General features: G+C 49.5%; 14 protein-coding genes and 1 pseudogene. 13 read left to right on the top strand and 2 right to left on the bottom strand.

What is annotated here, in order from left to right; translation table 11 throughout:
* Positions 1-26: 26 nt before the first annotated feature.
* Positions 27-1,433, top strand: a complete 1,407-nt coding sequence (gene pyk / locus AC1DWB_RS19850; RefSeq protein ID WP_477542828.1) for a pyruvate kinase — start codon at positions 27-29, stop codon at positions 1,431-1,433.
* Between the two features lie 421 nt (positions 1,434-1,854).
* Here the strand turns inward: pyk and AC1DWB_RS19845 are convergent, their stop codons facing one another.
* On the bottom strand, positions 1,855-2,913 hold the full coding sequence (locus AC1DWB_RS19845; protein ID WP_477542827.1) for a hypothetical protein: 1,059 nt from the start codon (positions 2,911-2,913) through the stop codon (positions 1,855-1,857).
* A 148-nt stretch (positions 2,914-3,061) separates the two neighbouring features.
* On the opposite strand from AC1DWB_RS19845, the gene AC1DWB_RS19840 reads away from it, so the two are divergent.
* Positions 3,062-3,646, top strand: a complete 585-nt coding sequence (locus AC1DWB_RS19840; protein WP_477542826.1) for a GNAT family N-acetyltransferase — start codon at positions 3,062-3,064, stop codon at positions 3,644-3,646.
* Here the strand turns inward: AC1DWB_RS19840 and AC1DWB_RS19835 are convergent.
* Positions 3,643-3,900, bottom strand: a complete 258-nt coding sequence (locus AC1DWB_RS19835; RefSeq protein ID WP_477542825.1) for a hypothetical protein — start codon at positions 3,898-3,900, stop codon at positions 3,643-3,645. The genes AC1DWB_RS19840 and AC1DWB_RS19835 overlap by 4 nt on opposite strands.
* 169 nt (positions 3,901-4,069) lie before the next feature.
* Between AC1DWB_RS19835 and AC1DWB_RS19830 the strand changes: the two genes are divergently transcribed.
* The 11 genes and pseudogenes from AC1DWB_RS19830 to AC1DWB_RS19780 all read left to right on the top strand — a co-directional run.
* Positions 4,070-4,840, top strand: a complete 771-nt coding sequence (locus AC1DWB_RS19830) for an IclR family transcriptional regulator (RefSeq protein ID WP_477542824.1) — start codon at positions 4,070-4,072, stop codon at positions 4,838-4,840.
* 273 nt (positions 4,841-5,113) lie between these two features.
* Positions 5,114-6,577: an ABC transporter substrate-binding protein gene (locus AC1DWB_RS19825; RefSeq protein ID WP_477542823.1), complete on the top strand. Its 1,464-nt coding sequence runs from the start codon at positions 5,114-5,116 to the stop codon at positions 6,575-6,577.
* 84 nt (positions 6,578-6,661) lie between these two features.
* Positions 6,662-7,606 carry a carbohydrate ABC transporter permease gene (locus AC1DWB_RS19820; RefSeq protein ID WP_477542822.1) on the top strand — a complete coding sequence of 315 codons (945 nt, stop codon included), beginning with the start codon at positions 6,662-6,664 and terminating at the stop codon, positions 7,604-7,606.
* Between the two features lie 32 nt (positions 7,607-7,638).
* Positions 7,639-8,478 (top strand): carbohydrate ABC transporter permease, encoded by an 840-nt coding sequence (locus AC1DWB_RS19815; RefSeq protein WP_477542821.1) that lies wholly within the window; start codon positions 7,639-7,641, stop codon positions 8,476-8,478.
* 35 nt (positions 8,479-8,513) lie between these two features.
* Complete coding sequence (locus AC1DWB_RS19810; RefSeq protein WP_477542820.1) at positions 8,514-9,272, top strand: SDR family NAD(P)-dependent oxidoreductase; 759 nt, start codon at positions 8,514-8,516, stop codon at positions 9,270-9,272.
* The gene (locus tag AC1DWB_RS19805) at positions 9,269-10,048 is read left to right on the top strand and encodes a creatininase family protein (RefSeq protein ID WP_477542819.1); all 780 of its coding nucleotides are present in this window, start codon (positions 9,269-9,271) and stop codon (positions 10,046-10,048) included. Before AC1DWB_RS19810 ends, AC1DWB_RS19805 begins: the two co-directional genes overlap by 4 nt.
* Entirely contained in the window at positions 10,048-11,169 is a 1,122-nt protein-coding gene (locus AC1DWB_RS19800) for a hypothetical protein (RefSeq protein ID WP_477542818.1), read from the top strand. The genes AC1DWB_RS19805 and AC1DWB_RS19800 overlap by 1 nt, the downstream gene beginning before the upstream one ends.
* Before the next feature lie 105 nt (positions 11,170-11,274).
* Entirely contained in the window at positions 11,275-11,775 is a 501-nt protein-coding gene (locus tag AC1DWB_RS19795; RefSeq protein WP_477542817.1) for an NUDIX domain-containing protein, read from the top strand.
* A 483-nt stretch (positions 11,776-12,258) separates the two neighbouring features.
* Complete coding sequence (locus AC1DWB_RS19790; RefSeq protein WP_477542816.1) at positions 12,259-14,610, top strand: helix-turn-helix domain-containing protein; 2,352 nt, start codon at positions 12,259-12,261, stop codon at positions 14,608-14,610.
* 225 nt (positions 14,611-14,835) lie between these two features.
* The gene (locus AC1DWB_RS19785; protein ID WP_477542815.1) at positions 14,836-16,383 is read left to right on the top strand and encodes an extracellular solute-binding protein; all 1,548 of its coding nucleotides are present in this window, start codon (positions 14,836-14,838) and stop codon (positions 16,381-16,383) included.
* Positions 16,384-16,462: 79 nt separating this feature from the next.
* Positions 16,463-16,667, top strand: a pseudogene (locus tag AC1DWB_RS19780) (sugar ABC transporter permease); the annotation flags it as partial.

Here is a 16,667-nt window from a genome sequence, read left to right as displayed (position 1 = left end):
GATTCGGAAGGACGATGAGCGATACGATGCGTAAAACGAAAATTGTGTGCACGGTGGGACCTGCTTGCGATTCCGTACATACTCTGAAAGAAATGATAGACTGCGGCATGAATATTGCCAGAATCAACATGGCGCACGGCGAACTGGAGGATCACTTGGGGCGCATGAACCGCGTGCGGCAGGCTGCGCATGAGACAGGAACAATCGTCCCCATCATGATGGATATCAAAGGACCAGAGATACGGATTGGCAAATTATTAGAAGCCAGCTACCTGTTAAGAGCAGGCGACCTACTTATCTTGACGGTTGAGGAAATGCTAGGTAATACGGAGCGTATATCCGTCAATTACGCAGAGCTGCCGCTTGTCATGAAGCCAGGCAATCGGATATTGATTGACGATGGATTGATTGAATTATGTGTGGAGTCCGTTACGGACAAGGAAGTATGCTGTCGCATTGTAAACGGAGGTACGATTAAGTCGAGGAAAGGCGTGAATTTGCCGGGCGTTCGCACTACATTACCAGGTGTGACAGAGCGGGATATTCGCCATATCGGCTTCGGTGTCGAGCATCGTGTCGACATCATTGCGCTGTCATTCGTTCGGTGCGCGGAGGATGTGCTGACGGTCAAGCATCTGCTGGACGAGCAAGGGTGCGGGCACGTTCAGATTATCTCGAAGATCGAGAATATGGAAGGCGTCGACAACCTGGAATCGATCATCGCAGCGTCGGACGGTATCATGGTAGCTCGGGGTGATCTTGGGGTGGAAGTACCTGTCGAAGACGTACCGATTATCCAGAAAACGATGATCGAACAATGCAACCGTGCTGGCAAGCCAGTCATCGTCGCTACCCACATGCTGGAATCGATGCAGGTCAACCCGCGACCAACTCGGGCGGAAGCGAGCGATGTTGCGAATTCCGTACTGCAGGGGACTGACGCGATCATGCTATCGGGCGAGACAGCTGCAGGTAAGTATCCGGTTGAATCGGTACGCACGATGGCTACTATCGCGGTCAAGGCAGAGTCGTTGTACTTGCAAAGTCCGCATGTGAAAAACACAACGGCACAGACCATAACTGAGGTGATCAGCCAAGCTGCTGTGAACGCTTCTTCTGCTTTGGAAGCCAAAGCGATCCTGATTCCGACGGAGAGCGGGTTCACGGCAAGAATGGTGTCCAAGCACAGACCGAAAGCCCCGATCATCGCGATCACACCGAACGACAACGTTCTTAGCCGATTGTGTCTGGTGTGGGGCGTGTATCCGGTCAAGGGTAGTACTTCAGATTCCACAGATGAATTGTTCCGTTCAGCCGTTCACAACGGGTTGAGAACAGGGACGATCCAAGCAGGGGATTACGCGGTCATCACTGCGGGAGTTCCGATGGGCAAGACGGGTGCTACGAACTTGATCAAGATTCAACAGGTGTAATGGAGTTGCGCATACGCGCAGCTCTTTCTTTTTTAAAGACGTAAGACATGGAGCGAGGATGCCCGCCCCACGCGCCCATAGCACACAACCACCAAGAATCGTCCGGTGATCTTCCGGACGTTTAGCCAGAAAGCGATTGATTTGGAGCTCATTGGCACGAATCCTGCAAAAGTATATGATTTTTGATCCGTTTGGACAGGAAGGGGGAGAAAATCATGCACTTCTACAGCATTTCGGATGTAGAAGAAGATGCCCAGGAAGACGTAACGCCTTGAGCCGATTTGCAAACCTGTTGCTGGACGATATTGCGTTCATAAGCAGCCTTTACTAGAAACGCAGCAGAAAGAAAGCCCATCATTCTCTAGGCGAGGATGATGGGCTTTATGGTTGCCTGAGAGATTCATCTTCCGTTCGAACCCCTTCACGGCTCCCGGCGTGTTCGCATTGCCGCCGGCAGTTCTCCTATGAAGTAGGTCCCAGCCGCTTCGTATGTTTCTCCCGGTTGTACCGTGTAATTGTCGTATACTTGCGGATACAGCTTCTGAATTAACTCGTTCCGGTGCTCGAGCCACACGACGGAGTTATTTCGGCGTCGCCCGTCTTGTCCGTATCGGAACGTTGAAGTAATGTTATGTACGGTCATCGCTGCAACGGTGTCATGCTGGCCGTCGGGCCCTTCCGGCGTATGCAGGAACGCATAGCTTTGCGAACGATCGTCATCGATCAAATTCGTATGGCTGCGATCCGTAGCGGTCGCCTCGTAGAGGTGGCCAAGGCCAGTAGCGAGCTTGTCGACGAACGAGCCGATAGCCGGAAACATCATCCCATAGCCAGCAGAAATGGATACGGGGCGCAGCCATTTGATCGCGGAATGGACGAATACCCCATTACGATCGACGGTATGCGAGCAATTGATTTCTGCGACTGGAGCCGAAGGATCATCGGGATGTATGCCGAGCATGCGCTGTTCGATCCGGATTGATTGTACGGGACGAAAAGCTTCGTCTGCAGTCCAATTCGTAATTTCCACATCATCGAAGAGGACGTGCTGCTTCACGGCGAATACGGTTCCGACTTGGTTGTGTTCGGGCAGCCAATAATGCTTGTATCCGGATTCCGCGGGTGAGACGGATATGGCATATTCCTTGTTGCTCCACGGCTGGAGCACATCGAACCGTTTGACGGCGGCGATGCCATGTCCGCCGAAGGAAAGAGCAACCTGCTCCAGATCGGAGACGCCCCCGTCCCGGAATAAGATGAAATCGTCATTTTGATTTTTGCCGAAGCCGTAGTGGGCGCAGCGCCTTCCTTTGAATGGCACGAGAACCTCCACGAAGCGGTCCCCCGTCACCTTGGCGTATAAGGAGTCAGGGATTTCGTTATGCTCCCTCAGAAGGCGGACATAATCCGTTTGTACTTGTCCATCGTAGACGGTGGCGATGCCCTTGTTGGCGGACATAGATCGAATCGTATTGTTCACGTTAACCCTCCTTTTCTTAATCTCATCTCACTATACAGAATTACACACGGAACATTCAATAGATAGGTTTCTCGAAATATTACTCTTGAACAAGTAAGGCTGTATGTGGTAATCTGGCTGGAATTATACGCCGAGGAGATGTTGTCGTATGAGGCTTGACCAGACTAACCCGATCCTACTATCCATACCCGAACAATTCGAGAGTAAGCGGCTGCTGATCCGTGCGCCCTTGTGGGGAGACGGTGCGATGATCAACGAAGCCATCCGAGAAAGCTTTGAGGAGCTCAGACCGTGGATGCCCTGGGCACAACAGGTTCCTGAGCTTGAAGAATCGGAAGCGGGGATTCGGAAGGCGCGGCTGAATTTCCTAGAGCGTTCCGACTTGAGGCTGTTGCTAGTTTCCAAAGAAACGGGGCAATTCATAGGAAGCAGCGGTCTTCACCGGATCAATTGGCAGGCACGAAAGTTCGAGATCGGCTACTGGCTTCGTACATCCTGCAGCGGTCAAGGTTATATGACTGAAGCCGTTGAGGCGATCACGGACTATGCTATCGATAAATTGTCGGCGAACCGGATTGAGATTCGATGCGATGCCAAGAATATTCGGAGTGCTAGAGTTGMGGAACGGTTAGGGTTCACATTGGAAGGCGTTCTGCGAAATGAAAGATGCAATGCAGAAGGCTCACTAGTAGACGCGATGGTATTCGCCAAAGTACGCGGGACGGAGTTCTAATTACGAAGTAGAAAATTAGGGACAAGCTTGAAGGCGGAACGCTGTCGCACGGAGGAGATCTGCGAACGATTGCGCTTGTATGTCCGGCGGAAGATCATGGGTCCGACCATGCTTCCCGCGGATGCGAGGATCACGGAGTGAAGCGGGAATTTCAAGGCGTAGTATAGAGCGGTTCCTCCAATGAGATCGATCATGACGAATTTCTTGACCTCGGATAGCCGAATGGTCACGAATACGTATCGTTTTCTAGTCATCCAGATCCTACCTCCTGCTGCTTTCCAAATGCCAACTATTCATTGTATACACAGTCATCATTGTCCTATTCGTAAGATGCAGCATAACTTCAAGATGGACACTGCATAAGAAGTCAGATACAATGGCTTCAAGGTAATGAATGCGGTTTCAAAAAAAGGAAGGGTGGTCATGGAACAGCAATCGCCAAAAGTCAAATCTGCCGATCGCGTGCTTGACATATTCGAGCTGTTTACCGGAGAGAAGGATTCGTATAATTTGACGGAGATCGCCAAAGCATTGAGCATGCCCTCCAGCAGCACTTATCAGATTCTGCAAAATATGCTGAACCGAGGGTACCTGGAGTCGGATAGCACAGGCAAACAATTTCGCCTCGGCCACAAGCTGTTTGAGATCCGGGTTCAACATCGGAAGAGCACTAGCTTGACTGCGGAATTTTTTCATATAGCTGGGAAAATCGTCGACGATCTGAATGAGGCCGTGTTTCTGGGCGTACGCAGCGAAGATAAAGTAATCTATATCGGGGAAAAACAAATCTCGAAGCCGTTTCGCTATTCAACTAATCTGGGTTCGGTTCTGCCCCTGCATGCATCAGCTTCTGGTAAAATTCTGCTTTCCGGTATTTCTGAAGATGAGCTTCGCGCCCTTTATCCAAAAAATAAGTTGAAAACGTACACGAGTAAAACCCTTTCTACATTAAGTGCTCTAAAGGCGGAATTGGTCAAGGTCAAAGAGGAACAAATTGCTTATAATTTGGGTGAGTCGATTGAAGGCGTTCACTGCATTGCCGGTCCCGTGTACGATATGGAGGGGAATGTGGTGGCTTCCGTCAGTATCTCGATTCCGGTGCTCCGGATTACGGACGAAGTATGGGCGAACACGCATGTCTGGATCAGAAGAGCCTGCAATGAAATAAGCAACAAAGTATATCGGCAAAATTGAATACACTTCTCAGTAACTTTTCATATGGGTGAAAAGTTATTTTTATTTTCCGCCCGGGAATAAATTTTCACAAACAAAAAAATAGTTTACATTTATGAAAAAAATATTGACTATCCCTGGCAGCAGATATAAGATTTTCTTGACGCCTCGCATAAGGCTGCACTGGATTGTTTGGGAGCGTTGTCTACGACAATGATAACGCCTTCATTCTCTCCGCATCGGACAAACTTGCTTGATATGGGGTGTACGAGAAGATTTAAGGGAGGATTCAGAATGAAACTAAGTTTCAGGAAATGGCTCTCCGGCTCTCTCAGCATCGTGTTCCTTCTCGCAATTATCGTAGGATGTACCAGTGGACAAGGGGGACAGGTATCTACACCGACGCCTGGTAGTTCATCGCCCTCAACCGCGCAGGATTCGTATCCGGATAACGGATTGCCAAAAAACCAGAAGGTGACGATTACGTTTGGCTTTTGGGAAAACGGTTATGGCCGTGATTGGATTGACAACGCGATCAAGAAGTTTACGACCAAGTATCCGAATGTGGATTTCAAGGTCACCTATTCACCCAAGATCGGCGAAATGATCAGCACCAAAATCGCAGCTAAAAACGACAACGACATGTTCGATATCATTTCTCCGATACTAGCTTCGGCAGATGAGAAAATCCAAGTTCAAAAAGCAGGATTGTTCGAAGATTTGAGCGATTTGTGGAACCGCGAAGTGCCAGATGCAAAAGGCAAAAAGCTGAAAGATCTGGTCCTCGACGGCACGATGGAATTTGCCGCCAAGGTGGACGGCAAATATTATGAAATTCCGATGGGTGGCTACACAACCGGTTTGTTTTACGATAAAGTGTTTTTCGAGAAAAATGGATGGAACCAAAACCCAAAAACATGGGACGAATTCATCAAATTGTTAGATGACATTAAAGCAAAAGGCATTATCCCGATTACGTATCCAGGCGTCTATCCGACCTACATCAATTACGGCTTCACGATCAAACAGTTCGAATTGGCCGAGAGAAAAGGCACGCTCGACCAGTTTGTCAAAAATTACCGGGGCGCCAAGCTGCCTATCTACGCCTCTCCGGAGAGTAAAGAAGTCTGGACGCGCATGTACGAAATGGGTAAGAAGGGATATTTCCCTGAAGGTGCCGCAGCACTGACCCATACACAATCGCAAATGCAACTGCTTCAGCATAAAGCGGCGTTGGCCTCGACCGGCGACTGGGTTCAAAATGAAATGAAAACGGCAACTCCCGACGGCTTCAAATGGGGCTTTATGGACATTCCGTTCGGYAGTAAGCCGACCGATACGATTTGGGTGCAGAACGGGGTCGGCTCCGGAAGTGTCATGATCTGGAAAAACAAACCGGAACTGACCAAGAAGTGGGCAAAGGAATTTAACATGTTCCTGATGACGAATGAGATTCAAGCGTTCAATAACAAATTTGCCGGCATTTACCCGATCCGCAAAGACTTCCTCGAAGATCCGAAGAATATGGCAGAAATGCAGGAAGCACCGAAAGCGGTCATGGACTATGCTAAGAACAATAAGGTCCGCTTCGGCACCATTGATAAAGAAGTAACGTTCGCGCATCCTTCCGCAGCCAAAGCGACTAAAATGATCACGGAAATGATCGTTGAGGTCGCGGTAGGCAAGAAAGACCCGATCCCAGTGCTCGAAGAAGCGGATAAGCTGATGAAAGAAGCGATTGACGCGGAGAAGAAATAGGCTGTAATCGATTAAGACCGAGCGAATAGGGGAAGGAAGGAATTCCTTCCCCTTGATGTATAGGGAACGAAAGGAGCATCGCGAATGACGCAACCTGAAGCAGCTGCAGCGACGACCCTGAAGAAGACCGCTCTGATGAGCAAAAACAAAGTTCAGAAACGAATCTTTATCCTTCTCGCAGTCGGGCCCAGTTTTTTGGGCTACCTGCTGTTCACTCTGTATCCTAACATCGTTTCCGTCTATTACTCATTTCTGGAATGGAACGGGGTCTCCGACCCCAAATTCGTCGGCTTCTTCAATTATGTCTACATGATCAAAGATCATTACGTGTGGCGGGCGCTCTATCATAACTTGCTGTTAATGATCGCCATTCCTATCTTGACCGTGTATATTTCTTTGTTTCTGGCCTATTTGCTCAACACGAAAGGGTATGCGGAGTCGAAGTTCTATAAGGTGCTATTCTTCCTGCCAAATGTGCTTGCCGTTATTGTCGTCGCACTCTTATGGTCGTTTATTTACGACGGAAGCTATGGCATGCTGAATGCGATTCTCAAGCTGTTCGGTATCGACAATCACGAATATTACTGGCTGGGCGATAAGAAGACGGCGCTGTGGGCGCTCCTGCCGCCGGCGATTTGGGGCGGTGTCGGCTTTTACATCATTATATTTATGAATGCCATGAAGTCGATCCCGAATTCGCTCTATGAATCGGCGATTCTGGAAGGCGCCGGCCATATGACCCGTCTGTTCAAAATTACGATTCCGCTCATCAATCCGATTATCCGGATCAGTGTCTTATTCCTGACACTTGGTGTATTCAAGGGCTTTGAGATGATGCTAATATTGACCAACGGCGGACCAGCTGGTTCAACGGAAGTCATAGGATTGTATATGTTCAACATGGCTTTCGGAAAAGAGTCGCATAATTACGGTTATGCCTCCTCGATCGGCATGTTCCTGTTCGTCATTCTGATTATTGCCAAGATACTGATCGACAAATTTGGATCCAATGACAAAATCGAATATTAAATTCTGGGGAAGACGGTACGGAGGTGAAGCAGATGGACAAAACCAAGCACTCGATTATCGATATAATCTGGCGTATTTGCCTGGCCCTTTGGGCTCTCACCATTATCTTTCCGCTACTATGGATCGTGTTCGAATCCTTGAAGACGAATCAGGAGTTTTATGCGGACGTCTGGGCGCTGCCGAAGCATTGGAGCTGGAAAAACTACCATAACGCTTGGGTTTCATACGAGCTTGGATCGACGATGCTGAACACGCTGTATTTTGTAGGCGTCAGTCTCGTTCTCGGAACGTTTCTGACCACCCTGAACGCTTATGCCCTTACCCGTATACAATTCCGCGGCCGCAAGTTTATCTGGGCGGCCATCATGCTGTCTTTATTTTTGCCCGGCATTAACGCCCTCGTTCCTCAATATGTGCTGATGCGGGAGCTGCACCTGGTTAACAGCCTAACTGGACTTATTATCCTGGATAGCTTCGGCGAGACGGTATTTTTTCTCATGCTGCTTGGCGGCTTCATGCAGTCGCTGCCGAAGGAGCTGGAAGAAAGCGCGTTTATGGATGGCGCATCGTTGTTTCAAGTGTTCTGGCGCATTATTGTTCCCTTATCGACTCCTGGAATCGTGACGGTTGCGATCTTCAAGTTTCTGGGACTTTACAACAGCTTCCTCGGGCCGTTTATTTATTTGAACGATCCGCAGAAACATACAATTGGCGTGAAGATGTATCATGCCAACCAGATTATGCAGTACAAGGCGGATTGGGTCACTCTGTTCGCCGGCGTAACCATAGCGATGATTCCAACCGTTATTCTGTACATCTTGTTTCAACGGCAAATATCGGAGGGGGCAACGCTTGGTGCAGTTAAGGGATAAAATAGAGAATTCGATAGGAAGAGGAGTGTTGAAGTATGAGCCAAATGCAATTACAGGACAAAGTCATCCTAATTACTGGCGCTTTGGGTGCAGCGGGAAGTTCGGCGATCCAGATGTTTCTCGAGAGAGGGGCACGCGTAGTCGCTTGCGATATCAAATCTTCGGAAGATTTTATTAAGAGGGATTCGCTTGTTAAGCAATTCGGGGATCGGCGATTGATGTACATTCAAGCCGATGTGACCCATGAAGATCAGGTTAGGAAGGCAATTGAGGAAATCGAGCGCGTATACGGAAGATTGGATGGCTCCTATCATAACGCTTATGTGAACAACTACCATTTGATTGCAGAGCTGTCGCTGCAAGACTGGGAGGAATCGATCCGCGGTACGCTCACAAGCACCTTCCTCGTCTGCAAATATGCGGCACAGCTTATGATCAGGTCCGGGGGTGGTTCGATCGTGAATACGTCCTCTGTGCTAGGAACCACCCCGAGAGCGTACAATGCAGGGTACGGCGCAGGGAAAGCTGGATTGGAGCAATTGACACGGATTATCGCTGTCGAATACGCGCAGTACGGGATCAGGGCAAATGTGGTCGTCCCCGGAGATTTCAAGTCGGATCAAGTATTGGCTGCTATGTCGCAAGAACACAAGGATACTATGAAGGCGATCTCGTTGATTGGCAGAAGCGGGAGGACTGTGGAAATCAATGAAGTGGCTGCTTTCCTGTTGTCAGACGCCGCCTCGTATGTAACCGGGTCACTCTATCCAGTAACAGGAGGAATATGGCAATGAAATCAATCTTCATGCATTACCATACGCGGGATGAACTAAACGAACTGGCCCAGGCCGGGGCGGCGGTCGTCATTCCGCTTGCGGCGACCGAACAGCACGGTCCCCATCTGCCCGTATTTACGGACAGCTTGATTTGCGAGCACATTGCGGCTGAATCGGTTCGGAAAGCTTCGGAGCATGTGCCGGTTCTGATGGCACCTGTACTAACGGTCGGCTGCTCCCAGCATCACCTGTCGTTCGGAGGTACTCTCTCCTACACGTCCCTAACCTATTTGCAACTGCTTAAGGATCTTGGGGAAAGTCTAGTCACGGACGGCTTCCGAAAGATCATTTTCCTGAACGCTCACGGCGGCAACGATCCCATTATGGCCCAAACCGCTAATGATCTTGCCGTACGCTTCCCCATTTGGACGGCTTCCGCCGCCTATTGGAGCGTAGCGCGAGCAGCTCTGAACGAAACAGATGCAGCCGGGCTCGGGATGGTGCCGGGCCATGCGGGCGGTTTCGAGACCGCTGCCGTAATGGCGCTGAAACCCGAGTTGGTGCGGACCGACCTGCTCGCTAAGACGCATACGATGCGGGAGTGGATCAATTCTGGCCCGGCCGGCGCTTTCATCGGGAAGCATGGAGAATTGACTGGGTTCAACGGGTACACCGACGCTCCTCATCTTGCTACAGCAGAGGCCGGACAACGCTATCTGGATGTCATTGTAACGTCTGTGTCGGGTTGGTTGATCTCGACCATTCAGGCGATGCAGCATGGAGGTGAGTGCTGATGTCCGGCAAACATCCGATCCCGAAGGGGAACGCCAAGCGGGTGGCCGTTATTGTCACGGAGTACCGATTCAACTCCCATGCCGACGTCATTCTGGGGAGATTGCTGGGGGATCTCGACTATCGGCCGCAGGTCGAAGTCGTATCGCTATATACGGACCAAGTGCCTGAGAATGATATGAGCCGGGAGGAAGCGGCAAGAACCGGTGTACCGATCTATTCGACGATCGAGGAAACGCTCCAAGTTCCATATGCGAATGGAGGGTTGGACGGGGTTGTCATCATCGGCGAACACGGTGATTACCCGGATGACGAACGGGGGAGAAAGCAATATCCGCGTCGGCGTCTACTGGAAGAAACACTTGCGGTATTCGATCAATTGTCGCTTCGAATCCCTATCTTCTCGGATAAGCATTTCTCCTATCAAATCGAGGATACCGTATGGATGTACGAGCAGATAAAGAGTCGAGGCATTCCGTTTATGGGAGGCTCGTCGATCCCGCACACGCCGCACGTTCCTGCATATGATTCGAAACTGCTAGAGTCTGCCGAGGAACTGCTGGTGGTCAGCTTTTCGACTGCGATCGAAGCTTACGGTTATCATGCCTTGGAGGTGCTGCAGTCGCTTGCCGAGAGGCGGTCTGGGGGGGAGACCGGTATTCGGGCGATCCGCGCCTTGCAAGGACCTGCTGTCTGGGAAGCCATGGATAGCCAGGTATGGCCGGAAGATCTCATGCTGAGTGCACTTGTAGGTGTCCGCAGCGACGAGTCTGCCCACCCCAGGGAATCAGATGATCTGACGGTCTTGTTTATCGTGGACTATATGGACGGTACCCGAGGTTACGTCATTCAGCAAAGTCATCTAGCCGATGACTGGCGCTATGCCGTTCGCGGCAGCGGGGGCGAGATTGTTTCGGCCTTGTGTGCAAGCGATAAGGAGCGCCCATTCGCTCATTTCGAGACATTGACCCACATGATCGAAAATTTCATCATCACCGGCATCGAACCGTTTCCAGTGGAACGCCTACTCTATTCGAGCGGAATGATCAACTATGCGATGGAGTCGCTTTACCTGAACCAACAGCTGGAGACACCTGAGCTGCGAATTCCTTACTGCAGTTAATCGTACGGCACAAATATTTTTCTCGAATCGCGACGGGTTTCTCCTCATGGCTGTCTCTACTAGGTAGCTAGGGATTGAAGCATCCGAATTAGAAGGGAATGACACATGAAGCTCCGACAGATGTCGACCGCCTTTATTAGCAACAATGGCAACATAGCGATGATCAAGAAGGAGCAGAGTAAGCTGTTTGACTTTGAATTCTGGACTGCGCTTGGCGGACATATGGAGCCGGAAGAGATCAGCAGCCCGAGAGCAGCTTGCTTGCGTGAGATTTTCGAGGAGTCTGGCTTGCGTGAAGAGGATCTGGATGAGCTCAAGCTGAGATACGTGTTATTGAGGAACAAGGAGGATGAGATTCGTATCCAGTACGTGTTCTTCGGCACGACGCAAAAGTCGGAATTGGTAGCTTCGGAAGAAGGGGAGCCCCATTGGATCGCAGAAGATCAGGTGATGAATCTGAAACTCTCTACGATCATTAGAGGCATGTTGGAACACTATTGGAGCCATCGCACGGCTGAACTCTTATATGTTGGAACGATTACAAGAACGGAGCAGGATGAGCCCCATTTGCAATGGTCCGAGATGAAAGATCCGCTGGTGTTCTAGGCGTCTGTCCGACGCCATTACGCTAGGTGGCATGTCTGCGAACGCGCGTTATGTCAAGGTACACAGCGCTATTCGGATTCGGCTTATTACATGAACCAAGTGGTATCGCTCAGAGCAGAGGGGGAATTAGCGGGTCGGAGTTCTCGTCTTGTTGGCCGGGCTGTTATAAGTGATTTTTACGATAGGTATTCAAGGCTGCAGGCATGTTCGGCAGCCTTTCTTGCGGTCTTTAAGGACGACACCTGAATATCCGATAACACCAGACTCGGCTTCGGTTCACCGGATGTTTGTAATGCTTATTCTTCATTGAGCTCCCTCTAAACGGCTAATTTCCTGGGGTAGTGAAACAGCTTCAACTTTGCAGGTGAAGCGCACGTCCCACCTGGCTTCCTACACGATCATGTTTGCGCTTACATAAATAGTGACTTTTTGTTAAACTAGGGTTAATGGAATGAAGTGGTATTCGTCAACGGGAGGGTTACTATGTTTGCGAAATTGATGATGTCGTCGCAAAACCGATATTTTTACGTGCAGCTCATTGCGGTTACCTTGCTCGTCTCACTGTTACCCATGCTCGCACTTGGCACTCTCTTCTATCACAATACGAACAAGTCGATGAAACGAGAGCTGGAGGAAGCGAATACCCGCTATTTAAGTCAGACGGTTAATGCGATGGAAATCGTCTTTAACCAAATCGGTACAGGCTTCCGCCAATTCGTATCGGATAGCGCTTTTAAGGAATTTGAAAGCTTTCCTCAAGGCAGCTATTACGAACGGATCAATGGAGCCTACAAGAAAGAAGATCTTCCCGTCTTGGAAGCCTACCTGCAGAAAAAAGCAAGTGTGCTTGGAAACATGAGCAACTTAAAAATGTCGAACGATTTTATCCTTTCCGTCTATTATTTGGATAGGGCTAAAGAAGTCGTATTGGCCGAAGACGGATCGACTTACCCAGTAAACGAGTTCTACGATGCCGGCTGGGATAAGCCGCTGTATGGAACCGGCATCTTCTTCCCGTACATCATGGATATCCGCAATGCACGGCAAATGGACGGGGCCACGAAGCAGATCATCCCGATCGTTTACAAATCGGCGAACGGCAATTTCGTCGCGATCAACCTCGACGTGAATTTGATCTATAAACATTTCATTCAAAAACTGGACGGCAAAGGACAAAGCTCTTTCTTTGTCCTGTCGCAAAACAACAGCCTTCTCCTACACGAAGATGCTCATACCAACTATGGCCAGATTGCCGATGAGATCGCTCGAACAAGCGCCGGCTCCGCTAGACCGTTCGTCTCCTCCCTAGACGGTGTGAAAACGTTAATTACCTATAAAAAGTCGGAAGCTCTCGGCTGGACTTTCGTCAGTGCGGCGAATCTCGACCGTTTGTATGCGAGCGTGATTAATGCAAGACAAGTCATGCTCACGTTATCCGTGCCGATTATTGCCGCCACATTCGTACTTGCCTATTTGGCCTGTCGGCAGCTGTACCGTCCCATCCTTAGGCTTCTGCAGTTTATTAAACATCCCGATCAGGAAGCGAATGAACGCGGCCGCAAAACAAACGGTGAAATCGGCGTCATTCAGAGCACGTTGGTCAAAGCATTCGAGCAGCAGCGTACGCTGCAAACCCGCTTGAAGGAAAGCCTTCCCGCTTATAAAGAGAAGTTCATTGCTTCGCTCGTTCGAACGAATGGTTACAGCGAGGACGAGATCAAGGATCGAATGGCTTTCCTTGGCATCGATTTCGATTTGGAAGGGATCATGCTGCTGATCGTCGCTTTGGATGATTCTACGGAAGTGATCGGCGATATTGAGAACGAGAAGCTGTATAAGCTGAACGTTTGCGATAGAATCCAATCCCGCATTCCCGGCCCGTACAACAGCATAATCGCAGAGATATCCGAAGACCGGATAACCGTGATGATCAACTGTCCGGAATCTCAATTCGTGAGCATGCTCGCTTGGGCGGCGGAAACGGGACGCGACTTGAAGCTTCACTTGAACGTAAAGTCCGTTATCGGTATCGGCGCGTATTGCAGAACGGTATACGAGTTGAAGCGGGCCTATGAAGAGGCGGAGGATGCTTTGCGGTACCGGAGCATTGCCGGCGACAGTGAGGTTATTTACATAGAAGACGTTCGATTGGAAAGCACGCCGGCTTATCGTTACCCGAAAGAAAGAGAAGTCGCCATGAACAACTACATCAAGAACGGCGAGACCGGCGATGCCTTGCGGATTTTCTCGGAAATGACAGGGCAGCTGACATCGCAGGAAGGATTGGTTCATTTCCGGCATATACAGAAAGCCTACATACAACTGCTGGTAAGTCTCGCCGAAACGGCAAGCGAGCTGCATGCGGACTTGGAAAAGCTCATGCATGAAAAACATAATGTGTATGCCGTTTTGCTGGAAAAGAACGACCTGGGGGAAATCGTAGCCTGGTTCGAAAAGATGATTACGGCGCTATCGGGATACGTCAGCGTCGCCTTTCAAGAAAAAAACAACAAGCATGTGAAAACAATGATCGACATGATCGAGAATGAAAGCGGTGACCAGATTTCGCTCGCCATGGTGGCCGACAAACTGAATTTGAACCCCTCTTATCTCGGAAAAATTTTCAAGGATTGCACCGGGCACACTTTCGTGGAATATTTGACCGCTGTCCGCATGGAGAAAAGCAAACGCATGCTGCTGCAAACCGATATGAAGGTCAAAGAAATTTGCAACATGCTGGGCTACAGCCAGGTTAATTATTTTATTAAGCTGTTCAGGGAAACGACGGGGCTTACCCCGGGAGAGTACCGGAAAATACATATCCCCGAAAGGTAGCGGATTGAGCTGTAAAGCTTGACGTTACTCTTCGGGGTATTTTGTTTATTTGGCATAATGATACGAAATTTTCGGAATGATGAATTTTCTAGATTATCGAAAAAGTATGCATGCATCACGTATTTGCGCCATTTTGTTTGCCTGAAGGGCCATGTAGGATGAAAGCGTAAGTTAGCGATCCGGCGCCGGATCATCGCTCTGAAACCATGAGGAGGGTTGTCGTTCATGAAAAAAAGATTTCGTTCCAGCTTGTCTTTGCTCTCGGCCGTTTGCATTACTTMTATTTCTTTATACGGTTGTTCGTCAGGCAATAATACCGACCCGAATTCGACGGGAAACAGTCAGTCACCGAATGTATCCGCTTCCAATGTGAAAAAACCGGAAAAAGTATACGTCTATACCGGCGTTCGCCAACCGAGCAAGCCGGAATCGGTGGAAGAAGTAAGACAATATATTTTGGAGAAATCGGGCATTGAAGTCATCGGGATTATCCCGCCGAAGGGGAACGAAGCGGAGAAGCTGAACATTCTGCTTGCATCGGGGGAGCCGCTGGACTTGTTCTCCGGCACGACGTCGGATTTTCGCAACAAGGGGGCTATACAGCCGATCAATGGACTACTGGATAAATACGGCGCCAATATTCGAAAGCTATGGCATCCGGAATGGGACAGCGCCTGGAAAGCGGCCTCTACGCCTGACGGAAAAGTATGGGGACTCCCTCAGGTGCCTCCAACGGCCGGTTACCCGGTATATATCCGCACGGACTGGTTGCAAAAGGTAAATTTGCCGATGCCCAAAACGATCGACGAATTGGAGCAAGTCCTGAAGGCATTTAAAGAAAAAGACCCGGCTGGAGAAGGGAAAACGATCCCTCTGTTGACCGATCTCGGTACGATGAACAATGCTTTGGCGGCAGGCTTTATGGATATCGGATACGGAAATTGGCAAGATGCCGACGGCAAATTGAAGCCGTATGTTTTGAACCCGGGCTACAAGGATTTCGTTGCCAAGATGGCCGACTGGTACCAGAAAGGATATATCTACAAAGAGGCTTTCACCACCAAAGGAGACAAGCAAATCGAATTAGTCAAACAAAATCGTGTGGCAGCGGCTGCGCTCTGGAATTCGGCGGTCAACGCGAATCAATATGCGACGCAGCAAATCGATCCGGCAGCCAATTACGATGTGGCGGCGGAACTGAGAGGACCGAAAGGATTTGTTTCAACGATGGGCGGCGTCTCCAACCAAAGCTTCATGCTCAGCAAAAATTCACAGAACCCCGAAGCTGCGATTAAGTACGTAAATTGGCTGGACAGCGATATTGAAAACTATTTGACAGCCTTTTACGGAATCAAAGGAAAGCATTGGAAGTACAAAGACGAGAAAAACCGCGTTATTGAACTAATGAATCACGATTATAACGGGGATCTGATGACGGCGTTGAACTTCGCTTATACGATTCAGTTCCGCGTGGATGACCCCACATTAAGCAAACATCTTGATTACATCGAGAAATATATAACAAACGCTTCGTGGACCAAGACCGCAGCGGATGCGGAGGTCAGTTACAAGTATGACACGAAAGAGATCTCCTCTCAATTGCCGATGAAAGCGGATCTGGAGCGGCTGATTAGCGAAGGAATCACCAAGTTTATTATGGGCGCTCGGCCGATGTCGGACTATGACAATTTCATGAAGGAACTGAACAAAGCCGGCATGGATAAATGGATCGAAGTGTATACGAATCAGTATAATACGGCGAAATCCAAATAACAGGCACGCTGCCGGTCATTGCGGTCTGCCTTTGAGCAAGTTGTGACCGGCAAGCCTTACGGGAAGAAGGAGAAATCGCTTGAAAACAGCCGAACCGCTAGCAGTTCCCGTGCAACTGCGCAATACGGCGAGAAACGCCAAACTAACATTGATGAAAAAGAACAAGCTGTACTATTTATTAATTCTGCCCGGTCTGCTGTACTTCCTTATTTTTCACTATATACCGTTGTACGGCATTATGATTGCGTTTAAAGATATAGCCCCGTTCGAAGGGCTGCGCGGCA

This window comes from Paenibacillus sp. P4_E11 (assembly GCF_056401635.1).
Note: the sequence above shows the minus strand (reverse complement) of the source record. Positions and strands in the feature narration are given on the sequence as shown.